Source organism: Sporosarcina sp. FSL K6-3508, from assembly GCF_038615825.1.
Lineage (GTDB): Bacteria > Bacillota > Bacilli > Bacillales_A > Planococcaceae > Sporosarcina > Sporosarcina newyorkensis.
In genome coordinates this window covers 564,307-580,402 of the sequence record NZ_CP152016.1, presented here as the reverse complement: position 1 = coordinate 580,402, position 16,096 = coordinate 564,307, and the positions used below count along the sequence as shown (strand labels likewise).

The 16,096-nt window shown below is 45.3% G+C and carries 17 protein-coding genes; 1 reads left to right on the top strand and 16 read right to left on the bottom strand.

Going from position 1 to position 16,096, the window contains the following annotated elements:
* Nucleotides 1–13: 13 nt before the first annotated feature.
* The 16 genes from rpiB to MKX97_RS02640 form a co-directional block, all read right to left on the bottom strand.
* Nucleotides 14–454, bottom strand: coding sequence for a ribose 5-phosphate isomerase B (gene rpiB / locus MKX97_RS02715; RefSeq protein ID WP_009766213.1), 441 nt, complete (start codon nucleotides 452–454; stop codon nucleotides 14–16).
* Between the two features lie 605 nt (nucleotides 455–1,059).
* Nucleotides 1,060–2,358, bottom strand: coding sequence for a methyl-accepting chemotaxis protein (locus tag MKX97_RS02710; RefSeq protein ID WP_078817028.1), 1,299 nt, complete (start codon nucleotides 2,356–2,358; stop codon nucleotides 1,060–1,062).
* Nucleotides 2,355–2,801: a low molecular weight protein arginine phosphatase gene (locus MKX97_RS02705; RefSeq protein WP_221835138.1), complete on the bottom strand. Its 447-nt coding sequence runs from the start codon at nucleotides 2,799–2,801 to the stop codon at nucleotides 2,355–2,357. Before MKX97_RS02705 ends, MKX97_RS02710 begins: the two co-directional genes overlap by 4 nt.
* A 56-nt stretch (nucleotides 2,802–2,857) precedes the next feature.
* The gene (locus MKX97_RS02700; RefSeq protein ID WP_221835140.1) at nucleotides 2,858–3,361 is read right to left on the bottom strand and encodes a manganese efflux pump; all 504 of its coding nucleotides are present in this window, start codon (nucleotides 3,359–3,361) and stop codon (nucleotides 2,858–2,860) included.
* A 72-nt stretch (nucleotides 3,362–3,433) separates the two neighbouring features.
* The gene (locus tag MKX97_RS02695; RefSeq protein ID WP_342536889.1) at nucleotides 3,434–4,465 is read right to left on the bottom strand and encodes an L-threonylcarbamoyladenylate synthase; all 1,032 of its coding nucleotides are present in this window, start codon (nucleotides 4,463–4,465) and stop codon (nucleotides 3,434–3,436) included.
* Nucleotides 4,466–4,525: 60 nt separating this feature from the next.
* Nucleotides 4,526–5,092: a stage II sporulation protein R gene (locus MKX97_RS02690; RefSeq protein WP_342536888.1), complete on the bottom strand. Its 567-nt coding sequence runs from the start codon at nucleotides 5,090–5,092 to the stop codon at nucleotides 4,526–4,528.
* Between the two features lie 46 nt (nucleotides 5,093–5,138).
* Nucleotides 5,139–5,990, bottom strand: coding sequence for a peptide chain release factor N(5)-glutamine methyltransferase (gene prmC / locus MKX97_RS02685; RefSeq protein WP_078817023.1), 852 nt, complete (start codon nucleotides 5,988–5,990; stop codon nucleotides 5,139–5,141).
* Nucleotides 5,983–7,059, bottom strand: a complete 1,077-nt coding sequence (gene prfA / locus MKX97_RS02680) for a peptide chain release factor 1 (RefSeq protein WP_221835147.1) — start codon at nucleotides 7,057–7,059, stop codon at nucleotides 5,983–5,985. Before prfA ends, prmC begins: the two co-directional genes overlap by 8 nt.
* An 89-nt stretch (nucleotides 7,060–7,148) precedes the next feature.
* Nucleotides 7,149–7,745, bottom strand: coding sequence for a thymidine kinase (locus tag MKX97_RS02675; protein WP_342536887.1), 597 nt, complete (start codon nucleotides 7,743–7,745; stop codon nucleotides 7,149–7,151).
* A 210-nt stretch (nucleotides 7,746–7,955) separates the two neighbouring features.
* Nucleotides 7,956–8,171: a 50S ribosomal protein L31 gene (rpmE, locus tag MKX97_RS02670; RefSeq protein WP_009766224.1), complete on the bottom strand. Its 216-nt coding sequence runs from the start codon at nucleotides 8,169–8,171 to the stop codon at nucleotides 7,956–7,958.
* Nucleotides 8,172–9,010: 839 nt separating this feature from the next.
* Nucleotides 9,011–10,294: a transcription termination factor Rho gene (rho, locus tag MKX97_RS02665; RefSeq protein ID WP_009766225.1), complete on the bottom strand. Its 1,284-nt coding sequence runs from the start codon at nucleotides 10,292–10,294 to the stop codon at nucleotides 9,011–9,013.
* Nucleotides 10,295–10,557: 263 nt separating this feature from the next.
* A complete protein-coding gene (glpX, locus tag MKX97_RS02660) occupies nucleotides 10,558–11,523 on the bottom strand; it encodes a class II fructose-bisphosphatase (protein ID WP_009766226.1) in 966 nt (321 codons plus the stop codon).
* Between the two features lie 141 nt (nucleotides 11,524–11,664).
* Nucleotides 11,665–12,942 (bottom strand): UDP-N-acetylglucosamine 1-carboxyvinyltransferase, encoded by a 1,278-nt coding sequence (locus MKX97_RS02655; protein ID WP_009766227.1) that lies wholly within the window; start codon nucleotides 12,940–12,942, stop codon nucleotides 11,665–11,667.
* A gap of 267 nt (nucleotides 12,943–13,209) precedes the next feature.
* Nucleotides 13,210–13,857, bottom strand: coding sequence for a fructose-6-phosphate aldolase (fsa, locus tag MKX97_RS02650; protein WP_009766228.1), 648 nt, complete (start codon nucleotides 13,855–13,857; stop codon nucleotides 13,210–13,212).
* A 99-nt stretch (nucleotides 13,858–13,956) separates the two neighbouring features.
* Nucleotides 13,957–14,814: a class II fructose-bisphosphate aldolase gene (locus tag MKX97_RS02645; protein ID WP_078817380.1), complete on the bottom strand. Its 858-nt coding sequence runs from the start codon at nucleotides 14,812–14,814 to the stop codon at nucleotides 13,957–13,959.
* Between the two features lie 95 nt (nucleotides 14,815–14,909).
* Entirely contained in the window at nucleotides 14,910–15,278 is a 369-nt protein-coding gene (locus MKX97_RS02640) for a response regulator (protein ID WP_040758514.1), read from the bottom strand.
* Nucleotides 15,279–15,548: 270 nt separating this feature from the next.
* On the opposite strand from MKX97_RS02640, the gene MKX97_RS02635 reads away from it, so the two are divergent.
* On the top strand, nucleotides 15,549–16,064 hold the full coding sequence (locus MKX97_RS02635) for a DUF2529 family protein (protein WP_009766231.1): 516 nt from the start codon (nucleotides 15,549–15,551) through the stop codon (nucleotides 16,062–16,064).
* Nucleotides 16,065–16,096: the final 32 nt, after the last annotated feature.

Genomic DNA, 16,096 nt, shown 5'->3' with positions numbered 1-16,096 from the left:
CCACCCACTTTCATTATTGCTTTTCCAAGTCCATCATTTTATCAATACGGCGTTCATGACGACCGCCTTCGAATTCAGTTCCAAGCCAAGTGCTGACGATTTCGCGCGCAAGACCAGGCCCGATGACACGCTCGCCCATCGCAAGAATGTTGGAGTCGTTATGTTCTCGTGTTGCTTTTGCACTAAAGACGTCATGTACGAGTGCACAGCGGATGCCTTTTACTTTGTTCGCTGCAATCGACATGCCGATGCCAGTCCCGCAAATCAAGATTCCGCGGTCGGCTTTTCCTGCTGCTACGTCGTTGGCTACTGGTACTGCGTAGTCCGGGTAGTCGACGGAAGCGCCGGAATCTGGTCCGTAGTCGACAAATTCTATGTCGAGTTCGGTCAATAGATTGGTGATTTCATTTCGGAGTTGGTTGCCTCCATGGTCTGAAGAAATTGCAACTTTCACTGCGCACCCTCATTTCTATTTTTACTTATCGCTTATTCTACCACTGTTCAATAAAAAAATCATCGGTTTTACTGCATTATTTTTGAGGTTTTCATGTCTGAATTAGGGAGATTCGTCAAAAACACGAATATTTATCAACTTAAAGACGATTAACGTCCGTGTGTTTTCGAATTAGGGTGACGGGTTTGCTACCGTTGATTTCCGCTACAGATGGGACGCTTTCCGCGGGGCGCGGGTGAGTCGCCCATCTTCCGCTACAATCAACTAGTTTAGCCCATTGAATAGGGAATCGTATATTATAAACAAAGCTAGGTGATGAAGTAAATGCTACATCAATACTTTAACTTTTGCATCCAGACAAGAGAAGCCGAGTAATGAACCAAAATTGCACAGCACCGCACCAAAGCATTGCCAGAACGAACCAAAAACCTTTTGGACCGCACGTTAACAGCACTGCACCGAACCAATCCTTGTCTCATCCGCACCAAACAAGTCGGACACCGAACCTTTCCACCCGTTTCGCATACCCCCTGAATAAAAAAACAGGCCCCTATGAATAGTCAATAATTCCTGACTTCATAGTAGCCTGTCCACCTATTAATCCATCAATCAACCGAGCGATCGAATTTGCGGATTACTTTGTAGAGTTCTTCGGATTGTACTTTAAGTTCCATCGCTTTGGCGTCAGTTTGTTCTATGGACGCCACTTGTTCCTCTGTGGCGGCTCGTACTTCTTCCGCGCCCGCTGAAGTAGCTTCTGCAATGGAGGCGACTTCCATGGATTGTTTGGCTGTTAGTTCGATTTTTTGCATTTGCTGACTGACGATTTCACTGATTTCTACGACCGAGGCTGCCATCGTGTGGATTGTTTCGGTCATGGATTGTACGTTTTCGTTTGTTTTCGTTGCGCGTTTTGCTTCGGCTGAAGCTGTGTCGACTTGTTGCTTCATTTCGGAAACGACTTTTTTGACGTCTGCTTGGATACTTTGAACAAGTGTGGAGATCATTTGTACAGCATTTGCGCTTTCGTCGGCTAAGTTACGTACTTCTTCCGCCACGACAGCGAAGCCTTTTCCGTGTTCTCCTGCACGTGCCGCTTCGATAGATGCATTGAGCGCCAATAAGTTCGTTTGTCCTGCGATGTTACCGACAAGTTCGACGATTTCTCCAATTTTATGTGCATTTTCATCCAGCACTTGGATTGTTTCCAATGAATGTTCGCTCTGCTCCGTCATTTGATGGATACCCGCCAACACCGATTGGAATACATCTGTGGTCGTGTGGAGTTCTTGCAGCATCGCTTTGGAGTGCTCCGAAGATTGGCCCGCCCGACTGTTGACTTCCATAGCCAATTGACGAACATCTTCAATTGCTCCGACCGTTTCCTGGATTGCGCTTGCTGTCGATTCTGCCCCATTGGAAATTTCTCCGATTGTACGCGCGATGGCGTCCGATTGACCGGATGCCGAGCTTGTCTCTTTCGTCAACGCGTCTACTGATTGAACGGTCGTTTGAAAGTTTGATTCGATTTGTTCGATGATGCTCCGCAAGTTCACGACAACTTGCCGGAATGCTTTCGCGACTGAATGAATTTCATCAGATGAATTTGACAGTTCAATATCGTGCCCAATCTTCCCATCTGCTACTCTCATCGCAGCTGTTTCCAATCGCTGCAATGGTTTCGTTAAAATCACACTGAATAATGCCGCCAAAATACCTGACCATAAAACGCCAAGAGCATATGTAATCAGTTGAAATACAAATGGCTTTACATTGGGGAAGAATGTCGGTTGTACCCAATTAATGAAAACCGCACTCGTTGAATAAGTGATGACTGCGAGAATGACGATAAAATAGACAAACTTTTTTCGCAGACCCACTTTCCTTGTTCTTGTTTCCGTCATAAATTTCCCTCCGAGAGCTTTCGGGTTACCGCTTTAATAAGTTCTGTTAGTTCCATGAACGTTGTACGGTATGTCGCTAAGTCGCCACCATATGGATCATGGACGTCAAAACCATTCTTCTCCCCTACATACTCCTTTAATGTGAAAATCTTTTCCTTCATTTCGGGATAGCTGCTGTGCAGGAAATCCCTGTGGCCAACTGTCATTGTCAGGACGAGGTCAGCCCACTGCATTTCAGAGAACTTGAGTTCATTTGAAAATTCACTGTACGGAATTCCGGCTTCCTTCAGCAATTGAGCGGAATTCACGGAAATCGGCAGTCCATCCATTGAGTGGATGCCTGCAGATTTTGCCGTGACGCCCGGCAACTTTTCATTATTCAACAGAGCTTCCGCTAAAGGACTTCTACATGTATTACCTGTGCAAATAAAATAAATATTCATTTTCCTCACCTACTATAAATAATAACGGATTTATGAGAGAAAAGAAACACTAATTGTTAAAAGATAAAGGACATTACACCTATAATAATGAAAACAATTCCAGTAATGCGTCTAATATAGGTTCCATTGATCAATTTAATACGCCCTGTGGATAACAATGCGACAATAGAAAAGACGAATGAAAAGAAACCTGACACAAAAATGAACAGCCACTTATTCAACTGCATCATGCCAAATGTCACACTGACAGTGAAGGCATCGATACTGACGAGCAATGCCAAGAAAAAAGGCGAGATTTTATCCATTACTGAAGGCTGTTCTCCGTCATCAAGTAACATATGGAGACCGACTAGTCCAATTAGGACACCCGATAGTAGGGGACCCCATCCTGCAAAGAAGTGGACGGTCCACTCGCCCATATAAAACCCGATTAGCGGCAATAGCATATTCAAAAAGGTAGTCCATAGCGCGATCATGAATCTTCCGCGCCGCAATTGAAGAATTGTGTAGACGATGAGGATATCGATCGTCGTAACGACGGCCGCTATGATTTCAATCAATGAGTAAGCCCCCTTACAGTTCGCATCTATCCATCTTATGCGTCTGCTTCAGGGGGCTATTCGTCTTTTGTTTTATTCGATATATCGTTTGCCGTCGGAGGCTTTATCCAATCGATTCATGACAGCTGCCCCTATACCTGCTTGGTCGGTTTCGATCGCCAAGATGATGTCCGCTTCGGTGTTGTCACATTGACGAATCGCCTTGTACAGATGCGCAGCCATTGCTTCACTGCTGTCGAGTGCACCCGTTGTAAAGTACCAATCCGCTTTTGCCGTATGCAACTCGTCTGGCCCGATGACGGCAGCCCGTTTACCTTGACGATGAATACTATCGAGTGCATCCTCTAATTTTGAAGCATCCGATTCGATGACGTATAAAGGCGCTTCCGGTGCATAATGGGTATATTTCATTCCAGGAGCACGCGGTGTTTCTATTTCATCTTCTGATTTTGCCGCCAAATGAACTGTTCCGATCAAAGCTTCCAGTTGTTCTTTGACAATGCCGCCCGGGCGCAAAATGACGGGTGGTGTGACGGTGATGTCCAGTACTGTGGATTCTACACCAATACCTGTCGCACCACCGTCTAAAATGAGTGGAATCCTACCGAATAAATCGTGGTATACGTGCTCCGCCTCTGTCGGACTAGGTTTACCGCTGCGGTTCGCACTCGGTGCAGCGAGTGGAAGTTCAAGTTTTTTCAATAATTGCAGTGCTACAGGATGATCCGGCATACGAATCGCCACTGTCGCCATGCCTGCCGTGACGGTTTCCGCGATGACTCCCGGCTTCTTCTCCATTACCAATGTCAACGGACCAGGCCAGAAAGCTTCTATTAATTGTTCGGCTACTTCAGGCACTTCCGCAACAAAGCGCTCCATGTCTGACTTTCTTCCGATATGTACGATGAGCGGATTATCGGCAGGTCTTCCCTTCGCCTCAAAGATTTTCCGCACAGCTTGTTCGTCCGTAGCAACAGCTCCCAATCCATATACTGTTTCAGTAGGGAATGCAACAAGACCTCCTGATTTCAGGATATCCACAGCTTGTTCATATGTTTTTTCGTTATCCACGAGGTTATCCACTGAGTTTAGTATTGTTTCCATCTGTCCAACCCCCTCTTATACACATTTCATTCAATTTATCCACAAAATCTGTGAACAGTTTTACGAAAACCATGATTTTATCCACTCCCAGACGAAGAACTTAACAGGCTCTTCTTCTGTTTCAGTTACTGTCGCTTCCTCTGGATAACAGACTTTTGGGAATAGTGCACACCACCAATTATCCCCTTTTCCTTTGCCGATTTTCAAAATATAGGCATCATAAACGTCCTGCTGCTGAATCGCAAAACCAATTCTCTTCGGCGGAATAAGTGCAGCTTTGTGTTCAAATGTTACAGCTGAACCATTTGCATATTCTCCAGCAAGTTGTTCGATCGTAGGTTCCAAATGTTGAAGCTTGTCATGCAACTGTTGTTGCGTCGTTGACTGACTGATCGCCTGATCGAGTAGTGGTGCAATCTTTTTCTGTACTTCTTGTTTTATCCGTTGATCCTCAGCGGTATTTGAGTTTGCTAGAATACGAAATTGAGCTACTTCACTTGTTGGTACCTCTTGATTGAATAATAACAGTACCCCTTGAATCGCTAACAGCACGAGTATAAATTCTATAGAAGCAATTAATTTTGAAGTTTTTGTCGGTTGTTTTTTAATCGTGTAATCTTGTAACATGTCATCCCCTCCTGAATCTATCATGACCCGAAGGAAGATGTTTTATTCACTGAATCTCACAAAATATCATTCGATCTTTTTTATTAATATCTTGCACGATGTCTACATTGGCTTCAGGGAAGGCTTTCTGTAGGAATTGCTGCACAATTTCACCTTGTTGATAACCGATTTCAAATCCGATCAGCGCCCGTTTATTCATCAAAGGAGCTAACCGTTCTGCTAGTCTTCGATAAAAGTACAGTCCATCCTCTTCGGCAAATAAAGCGGAAGACGGTTCGAAGTCAAATACCGTCGCCGACATATCGCTTTTTTCATGTTCTGCGATATAAGGAGGGTTGGAAAGAATGACATCCCATGTTTGTCCCATGAGCGGCTCCTCCATGTCACCTTGCCGAAACGTTATTTCTACGTCATTGCGCTGCGCATTACGTTTGGCTACTTGCAACGCTTCTTCACTAACATCCGTCGCGGTCACTTGTGCATTGGGTCGTTCTTTTTTGAACGCGACAGCAATCGCCCCACTTCCTGTCCCGATATCTGCAAATTGAATCACCTTGTCTCCAAACAGCCGTCTTGCACGACTCAATGCATAGAATACCAATTCTTCTGTTTCAGGCCGAGGGATCAGGACACGTTCATTCACTTCGAAGGAATAGCCATAAAATGATTCTTCTTCAAGAATATATTGAATTGGTTTGCCTGTTAAAAGCTCTTCAATATACTCCCAAAATAGCGAGCGAGATTCTTCCGGTAATTGATCACGGAGTGCGGCAAAATAACCCGCCCGACTTTTGCCTGTTACAGCTTGCATCGCCAACTCAGCTGCATTCACATCCAGCTCTTTCGCATTCAATAGTTGCTTCGCACGCTGTACAGATTCTAGAATAGTTTCAGTCATTTTGATCCAAACTTTCCAAGCGGTGTGCTTGTTCTTCAATTATTAACGCATCGATCACTTCATCCAATTTCCCTTCGATGATCTGATCAAGCTTTTGGATCGTCAAACCGATTCGGTGATCAGTTATTCGGTTTTGAGGGAAATTATATGTCCGGATACGCTCTGAGCGATCTCCTGATCCGACCGCCGATTTACGTTTCTCATCGTATTCTGCACGCGCTTCTTGCATAAATTTATCGTAGACACGTGCACGCAATACTTTCATCGCTTTTTCTTTGTTTTTAATTTGAGATTTTTCATCCTGACATGACACCGTGATGCCTGTTGGCAAATGCGTAAGCCGGACTGCAGACATTGTCGTGTTGACGGACTGTCCACCGGGTCCAGATGAAGCGAATGTATCGGTACGGACATCTTTGTCATGGATTTCGATCTCTACTTCTTCCGCTTCCGGCAAACAAGCGACCGTGGCGGTGGATGTATGAATTCGACCGCCTGATTCGGTTTCCGGTACACGTTGTACGCGGTGTGCTCCATTTTCGTACTTCAGTTTTGAATAGGCACCGTTGCCGTCAATCATGAAAATGATTTCCTTGAAGCCGCCAAGCTCTGTTGGTGACGAGTCGATCACTTCCACTTTCCAGTGATTCATCTCAGCAAAGCGAGTATACATACGGTATAGGCTGCCTGCGAATAGAGCGGCTTCATCTCCGCCTGCCGCACCTCGGATTTCCATAATGACACTTTTATTGTCATTGGGATCTTTCGGAACGAGCAAAATCTTCAACTGTTCCTCGAGCGGCTCGATTCGGTCTTCCAGTTCATCGATTTCCATTTTGACAAGTTCTTTCATTTCGTCATCGAGTGGTTCTTCGAGCATATCTTTCGCATTTTTGTATTGTGCTTGGACTTCTTTATATTCTCGGTACACTTCAACGGTTTCCTGCAAATCGGACTGTTCTTTGGAGTAGTTTCGAAGTTTTTCCAAGTCATTCACAATTTCTGGATCACTCAGAAGTTCATTGAGTCGATCATATCGGTCTTCTACTGCTTGCAGTCTGTCGAACATAATGCGTTCACCTCTTCTGTAGTATGGGTTTTCAGGATATAGCAGAACCGCCTATCCTTTCGTGCATATGGATAGACGGTGAATTATCTTTATTTTGCGCGCTCCGCTTGACCGACTGGGACTTCATGGTGTTGGCGGCATCGCGGTTCGTAGGCTTCCGACGCGCCAACGAGAATGATCGGATCATCGTATCGGGCAGGATTTCCATCGATCAATCGTTGCGTCCGACTTGACAGAGATCCACAAACGGTGCAGACCGCCTGAAGTTTTGTGACGAGTTCTGCTACTGCCATCAATCGTGGCATTGGCCCGAACGGTTCGCCCCTGAAGTCTTGGTCGAGCCCGGCGATGATGACGCGAAAACCGCGATCGGCTAAACTGATCGCGACGTCTAGAATTTCTTCATCAAAAAATTGTGCTTCGTCAATGGCGACCACATCGAAATCATCTGTGACGAGATTCGGAATTTCATTGGCTCTCGCTATCGGATTGGCGATCATTGATGTGCCGTCATGGCTGACAACAGCTTCCTCGCTGTATCGATCATCGATTGCCGGCTTGAATACCGCTATTTTCTGTTTAGCGAATTCCGCCCGGCGAATCCGGCGAATGAGCTCCTCCGATTTACCTGAAAACATACTGCCGCAGATGACTTCCATCCAGCCGCCTTGCATTGAAACGTACATGGTCAATCTCCTTTCAGTGTCGTGCTATGTATGGTGTGTTTTGGCTAGGGTTATGAGCGTGTAAGCACAAGTTACAAGCGCACCGGTCTTGCTTTTGAGCGCGTTTTCCTGGGTTATGAGCGCTTACCCACTGTTTATGATCGTTCTCTGCTTTTACTTATAAAAATACCCGTCTGGCACGACTGCACCTGACGGGTATCTGGCATTTGATTACTCTTGTCCTTCTGACTTGATGCCGTATTTTTTGTTGAAACGGTCGACACGGCCGTCCGCTGCAGCAAACTTTTGGCGTCCAGTGTAGAATGGGTGACATTCTGAGCAAACTTCTACTCGAATATCCTCTTTTACAGAACCTGTTTCGAATGTATTGCCACATGAGCAAGCAACTTTTGCAAGTTTGTAATCTGGATGAATTCCTGCTTTCATCGGTCTCTCTCCTCTCGCCCTGAACCATCTGGAACAGAGTATGAATTATAGGGTGTTTTATTGACCGATTGCCAATAAAACGGATCGATGCCGTACACGGCCCGTATATGTCAGCCGCATATGCAGTGCACGGTGAATACCGTACTTGAACAGTATAGCAAAATCGAGTGTTCGGCGCAACTGTTTGATTTGGGTTTTTATTGGGCTTTAGGGCGCCAATAAATGCTTAAAAATAAAAGATTAATCAGTGAATGTCCGGGATTTGCGCTCTGGGTGGACGCTTTCCGCGGGGCGCGCGGTGAGCCTCCTCGTCGCTTCGCTCCTGTGGGGTCTCACCTGTCGCGCTAATCCCGCCGGAGTCGCCACCCGCCGCTCCAATCCCTACTTTTTGATGGGAAGTATAATGGCTAGTTCATTGTAATTTATTAGCAATAAAGTGATGCTTCCTTACAATAATGCTCAAAGTTTAAAAGTTAATACTAAAAAATATTGCCCGCAGGCTAATTGTCCAAAAAATCACTTACGACCTTAAACTAAGTCAATGAAAGATGCCAGTTTTGTACTCTGAGTGTGTGAACTCTTCTCAGATCTAAACAACTACAAGGAGCTTGCTATGTGTCTCTACACACTAACTATGGATTGGAGCGGAAGACGGTCGACTCCGGGAGGATCAGCGTGCGCCTTGAGACCCTGGACTGAGCGAAGCGAAGGAAGCGGCTCAAGCCACGCCCTCCGGAAAGCGTACCGTCTGGAGCGTAAATCCCGGAGTACATACTACTTCGCCTCCACTGAGAGCGCAAATCCACGGACCACACCTCCTATCACCACTCTTCGCTAACTTAAATCAATCCCTTACCCTTACGATGGGCTTTCATTTCTTCATTTAATTTCTCAAAAAATTCTTCGTTGTTTTCGGATTGACGAAGTTTTTTCAGGAAACGTTCGGCAAAGTCCGGAGCGTCGGAGAAGGTTTTTCGGATAGCCCATAGTTTTTCTAACTTTTCTTTCGGAATGAGCAGCTCCTCTTTCCGTGTTCCGGAACGGCGGATGTCGAGTGCCGGGAAGATTCTGCGTTCAGCCAGGCTTCGGTCTAGATGAAGCTCCATGTTGCCCGTTCCTTTAAATTCTTCATAGATAACTTCGTCCATGCGGGAGCCCGTTTCGATGAGGGCCGTTGCCAGGATTGTTAGGCTTCCGCCTTCTTCCAAGTTACGTGCTGCACCGAAGAATCGTTTTGGACGGTGGAATGCGGCCGGATCAATCCCTCCGGACAATGTACGTCCGCTCGGCGGGATCACTAAGTTAAATGCACGAGCCAGTCGGGTTATGGAGTCCATTAAAATGATGACATCACGTTTATGTTCAACTAAGCGCATTGCACGTTCCAATACGAGTTCAGCTACTTTGACATGGTTTTCCGGTACTTCATCAAATGTAGAGCTGACAACATCTGCTTTGACAGAACGCTCAATATCGGTTACTTCCTCAGGGCGTTCATCGATCAGCAAGACGATTAGTTCAGCTTCCGGATGATTCGTCGTGATGGCGTTGGCGATTTCTTTCAACAGCATCGTCTTCCCTGCTTTCGGCGGTGCGACGATCAATCCACGTTGGCCGAATCCTACAGGTGATACGAGGTCCATGATACGTGTAGATATACGACTTTGTGTCGTTTCTAATTGAATTTGGCGTTCTGGATACAATGGGGTCAATGCTGGGAAATGAACACGTTCACGTGCCACTTCGGGATTTTGTCCATTGACTGCTTCAACCTGCAGCAAGCCATAGTATCGCTCATTCTCTTTTGGCGGACGGACTTTCCCTGTTACTTTATCGCCGTTACGCAAATCAAAGCGACGGATTTGGGAGGCAGATATGTATATATCCTCTGAGCTCGAAGAATAGTTGATCGGTCGTAAGAAACCGTATCCTTCTGATTGGATAATCTCCAATACACCTTCCATGAAAAAGAAGCCTTCTTGCTCGGCACGAGATTTCAAAATAGCGAAAATTAATTCTTTCTTTGTCAGCTTGCCATAGTTCGTGATTTTAAACTCCTTCGCTAGTGCATATAGCTCTTTCAGCGTCATATTCTCTAGGTCTGCAAGGGTAATCATTGTCATCTATGCGTACACCACTCTTCATTTATAGTATAAGAAAATTTCGACGCGAGAAATAGAAAGGAAGATACTTAGTGCGCTTCCTTTCCTTTTATCTGAATTAAGCAGAAAACTCCCATCTCAATAGATAGTGAAATGAATGCGAGTTCGTTATTGTTCAGAGAGTATTCGAACGCCATTATGCCAAGGCATAATTCATTACGTGCATTATGGTTTTATAGTTTCAGGAAAAAGTGACCCGGCTGTGACGCCGGGTAATGAGGGAGTTAGTCTTGCATAACGAGAAGTGGTTTTTTCTTCATGCTGTGGCGACCTTCGACAAAGCGGATTGTACCTGATTTAGAGCGCATGACAATCGAATGTGTTCGGCTGTATGTCCCTTTAAACTGTACACCGCCAAGCAATTCGCCGTCTGTTACTCCAGTCGCTGCGAAAATACAGTCGTCTCCTTTAACCAAGTCATCCATTTTTAGGACTTTATCTACATCGATGCCCATCTTGATGCAACGTTCTCTTTCTTCGTCATTGGAAGGAACAAGACGCCCTTGGATTTCTCCACCTAAGCATTTTAAGCCGACTGCTGCGATGACACCTTCAGGAGCCCCGCCTCTTCCGAATAAAATATCAACGCCTGTATCGTCAAAAGCCGTATTCAAAGCGCCTGCTACATCGCCGTCTTCAATCAACTTGATACGCGCGCCAGCTTGGCGAATTTCTTCGATAATATCTTTATGACGTTCACGATTTAAGACAGAAGCAACGATATCGGAAACAGATTTATTTTTCGCTTTTGCTACAGCTTTCAAGTTATCTGTAACGGACGCGTCAATATCGATTTTGCCAACTGCTTCCGGACCCACCGCAATTTTATCCATATACATATCAGGTGCATTCAAAAGGTTTCCTTTATCTGCAACAGCAAGTACCGCAAGCGCATTCCAGCCACCAGCAGCGACAATATTCGTACCTTCTACAGGATCGACCGCAACATCCACTGCCGGTCCATGGCCCGTTCCTAGTTCTTCACCGATATAGAGCATTGGCGCTTCATCCATTTCGCCTTCACCAATAACGACAACACCTTCCATCGGAATTGTGTCGAAAACCGTCCGCATGGCTTCTGTTGCTGCATCATCCGCTTCATTCTTCAAACCGCGTCCCATCCAGCGAGCTGCCGCAACGGCTGCCGCTTCTGTAACACGTACTAGTTCCATCGATAAACTACGTTCCATACTGTTTTGTTCCTCCTGTTTGCGGTAAGGCGCTCGACGCGTTTTACCTTCATTTGCCTACGTCCGCATCCATCATTACTTAAATGACTTTACTCTGGATGTGTCGTTGCAGTCTATTATACACGAAATCGATAATTGTCGTCACTCAGAAATAGAAGCTGTTTTGAGTCCTTCTACTTTGTTGATATCAGCACCGAGCATTTTTAGCTTCGGAATAATTTGGCTATAGCCGCGTTCGATATGTTCAATTCCCTGGATTTCTGTTTCTCCGCTGGCGATCAATCCCGCAATTATCAATGCTGCACCAGCCCGCAGATCCGTTGCGCGTACTGTAGCAGCCTGCATTGCTGTCGGTCCGGTAATAATTGCCGAGCGACCTTCCACTCTTCCATCTGCGTTCATTCGGCGAAGTTCATCTATTTGTTTGAACCTTGCCGGATAGATAGTGTCAGTCAGGATTGATGAACCTTCCGCTTGTGTTGATAGCACACAGAACGGCTGTTGGAGATCTGTAGGAAACCCTGGATAGACGAGTGTTTTGACGTCAACCGCCTCGAATTTCTCTGTCTTCGGAATGTAGATTTGTTCTTCTCCGACTTCTACTTTGACGCCCATTTCACGAAGCTTGGCGGTGACTGCTTCAACATGCAGCGGTATGACGTTGTCGATCGTGATGCCGTCTCCGATTGCCGCTGCCATAATCATATAAGTACCCGTTTCGATCCGATCCGGGATGATTGTGTGCTTAGTGCCATGAAGTTTTTCCACACCTTCAATCCGAATGACGTTCGTACCGGCCCCTTTGATATTCGCGCCCATATTCGATAATAATGTCGCTACATCAATGATTTCAGGCTCTTTCGCAGCATTTTCGATAACTGTTTTTCCTTTTGCCATGACAGCGGCCAACATAATATTAATGGTGGCACCGACACTGACTACGTCCAAATAAATTTTGGCACCGCGCAATTCATCTGCCCGCAAATAAATGGCACCATGTTCATTCGTGACTTTTGCTCCAAGTGCTTCAAAACCTTTGATATGCTGGTCAATCGGCCGAGGTCCTAAGTGACAACCTCCAGGCAAGCCAATCACCGCATGCTTGAACTTGCCGAGCAGCGCGCCCATCATGTAAGAAGAAGCGCGAAGCTTTTTCACGTTGCCATTCGGAAGTGGCATGGAAACGATTTCTGAAGGATCGATCGTCATCTTGCCTTCTTCTATTTCTACATTTCCACCAATCTCTTCCACTAGTTTTTGCAATGTCATAACATCTGAAATCTCCGGAAGACCTGCAATCGTTACAGGTGAGTCAGCAAGAATGGCTGCGGGAATAAGAGCAACCGCACTGTTTTTCGCACCGCTTACTCTCACCTTCCCCTGAAGCCGATTTCCGCCTTTAATTTTGTAAACGTCCATTTCGATCTCCTTTTATTTGAATTCAGCAGTCTACCACACTTCTATATGTGGCGGTAAGAATGCAAATGTTTTTTTCAGTTCAGCGGGTGTTCTAAGGCCCGCTGAATCCAAATAAAAGCCTCCGGCGGATGTCATGGATTTTGTAAGGAGTATAAAATAGGAACGCAGTCTTTGCTCCACATTGTACAGCAAAGACTGCATGACCTGCATCATGCAGGCCTCGATTCAAAATCCAGACGCAATCACACCGCGGCATGATTGATTTCGTCACTTATTCGTTCTAGTTTCCCAGTCTTTCAAAAATTGATCGATTCCTTTAGCTGTTAACGGATGTGCGAATAAACTCTTCAACACGTTGAATGGTGTCGTCGCGATATGAGCTCCTGCTAATGCGGCGGCGGTAATATGCTGAGGGTGTCTGATTGAAGCTGCAATGATTTGTGTATCTAGATCGTGGATTGTGAAAATGTCAGAGATGGTTTCGATTAATTCGACCCCGTTTTGACCAATATCATCCAAGCGCCCAATAAAAGGCGAGACGTATGTTGCGCCTGCACGCGCTGCAAGCAATGCTTGATTGGCACTGAAGACGAGCGTGACATTCGTTTGAATGCCTTCCGCTGCGAACACTGAACAAGCTTTCAATCCTTCAGGCGTCATCGGTAGTTTCACGGTAATATTTTTTGCGATGCTTGCAAGTTTACGTCCTTCTTCAATCATACCTTCCGCGTCGAGCGAAATGACTTCCGCGCTGACAGATCCTGGTACGAGAGCCGTAATTTCTTTTAAGCGATCGTGAAATGAAATATTTTCTTTTGCTACAAGTGAAGGGTTGGTCGTCACGCCGGAAACAATGCCCCAGCTGTGTGCTTCTTTAATTTCATCAAAGTTTGCGGTATCTATGAAAAATTTCAAGTGAATGATCCCCCTGCTAGTTTGTTTTTTGTCTTAATTCAAATATAAAAGAAGGAGACATAATTTGCTCCTCCTTTTTTCTATCCGGTTATTCCTGATTTACGCTTGCTGAGAACTGCCAAATTCACGCATCTTGCCGATGACAGTTTGTTTGATTGCTTCGCGCATTGGGCCAAGATATTTACGTGGATCATACACTTCAGTATCTGCTCCAAGTGTTTCACGCACTGCTTTCGTGCCTTGAATCTGATTTTCAGTGTTGACGTTAATTTTAGATGTGCCCAATGAAATCGCACGTTGGATATCCTTTAACGGAATCCCTGTGCCGCCATGCAATACGAGTGGCAGATCGCTTTGGCTTGAGATCTCTTCCATTTCTTTGAAACCTAAGTTCGGCTCCCCTTTATATGGTCCGTGTACTGAACCAAGCGCTGGAGCTAAGCAATCGATACCTGTCTTTTCCACCAATTCTTTACACTCAGCAGGATCTGCGTAGATCACGCCGTCTGCAATGATGTCGTCTTCCTGTCCACCAACGACTCCAAGTTCAGCTTCTACGGATACGTTATGCTGTTTTGCGAAGTCCACTACCTGCTTCGTGATTTCGATGTTTTCCGCGAGTGGTTTAGAAGATGCATCGATCATGACGGATGTGAACCCGGCTTCAATCGCTTCTTTACATTTTTCGAAGCTGGAACCGTGGTCTAAATGAATGGCAACAGGCACAGTTGTACCGTAATCTTCCATTAGTCCTTTAACCATCATAACAACGGTTTTGAAGCCGCCCATATAACGAGCCGCACCTTCGGAAACTCCTAAAATGACTGGCGATTTTTCCTCTTCAGCAGCCTGCAAAATCGCTTGTGTATATTCTAAATTATTTAAGTTGAATTGACCGATTGCGTATCCTTGCTTTTTTCCTTGAATCATCATTTCTTTCATCGAGACGAGTGGCATGCAAAATTCCTCCTTGAGTTGTCTACGGGTTTCTGTCTGTTTTCATTATACTTTCTGCTCTCTAGCATACCAAATCCACTTCATTATTACTACTGTCATGCGTCCTGTGTTTGCAACCTTTTTAAGACCGTGTCCCGTACTTCAAATATATCAAACGGCTTGGTGAAATGATTGTCAATGCCGAGTCTCCCAGCTTCTTCTGTCAACTCAATTTCACTGTAAGCTGTCATCATCATGACAAGAGCATTTGGAGTTCGCTTTCTAATTTCGCGCAGAACTTCAACACCGTTCATGCCAGGCATTTTCATGTCCAGCAAGATACAGTCTGGTTGCAGGTATTCTAATTTATCCAAGGCTTCTTTTCCATTTGAAGCTAATGTCGTTCCGAGACCTGCTTGTCTGAATATTTCTTCCAACAGCAACCGAATGCCTGGCTGGTCATCAATTATCAATATTTGCTTCAATCCATTCACCTTCTTTATTTATTTCATTAGCAACAAGATTTTGCAACAGTACATACAGTGTAACCGATTTGCTGAGAGGATGAAATTACCTTTTCGAGTTCCAACGCTTTAATCTATTAAAGCGTTCAAGGAAATTTCATATCTAAAGTTTGTCTATACTTCTCTATTGTATATTATTCGCAACAATCCAAAGTTTTCCTTCTTTTTTCAGCAATCTGTTTTTGCACTTCTAACTCTTGTCTAATATACTAAATCTTTGGAGGGATACAATTGAAAATATTAACGACACAGATCAGAGGACTTTTAGAGCGGATCTCAGGATCTCAGGAGGAGGCAATCGAGGAAACAGCTCGGCTGCTTGCACAGGCACTAGTAGGTGAAGGACGGATCATCCTTGCTGCTTTTGATGAGATGGAAGCTGTTACAGCTACCGCTTTACACGGTGCGGAACCATTGCGGCAGGCTGTTCGCTATACTGGCGATATTTCCCTTACTACAGCCGATCGCGTTTGGCTGATTGTTAGAAAGGCAGATCATCCTGCAGCCGTTCAATTGGCAAAACAACTGGCGGATCAATTCATTCCATTCGCTGTATTGGCAGCCGATTCAGCAGAGGACTCCAATGAACTTGCCGATCTTGCTTTAACGTACATATCCACCGGCTTGAAAAAAGGACTTCTTCCCGGACCAACAGGTGAACGCATTGTCGAGCCACACGCACTCGCTGCTCTCTTCATTTATGAAGCTGTAAAACTGTCGCTGGATGAATTATTGGATGATGAATAAGTTAAATAAATGTGAAAAAGCCAACAGAATTC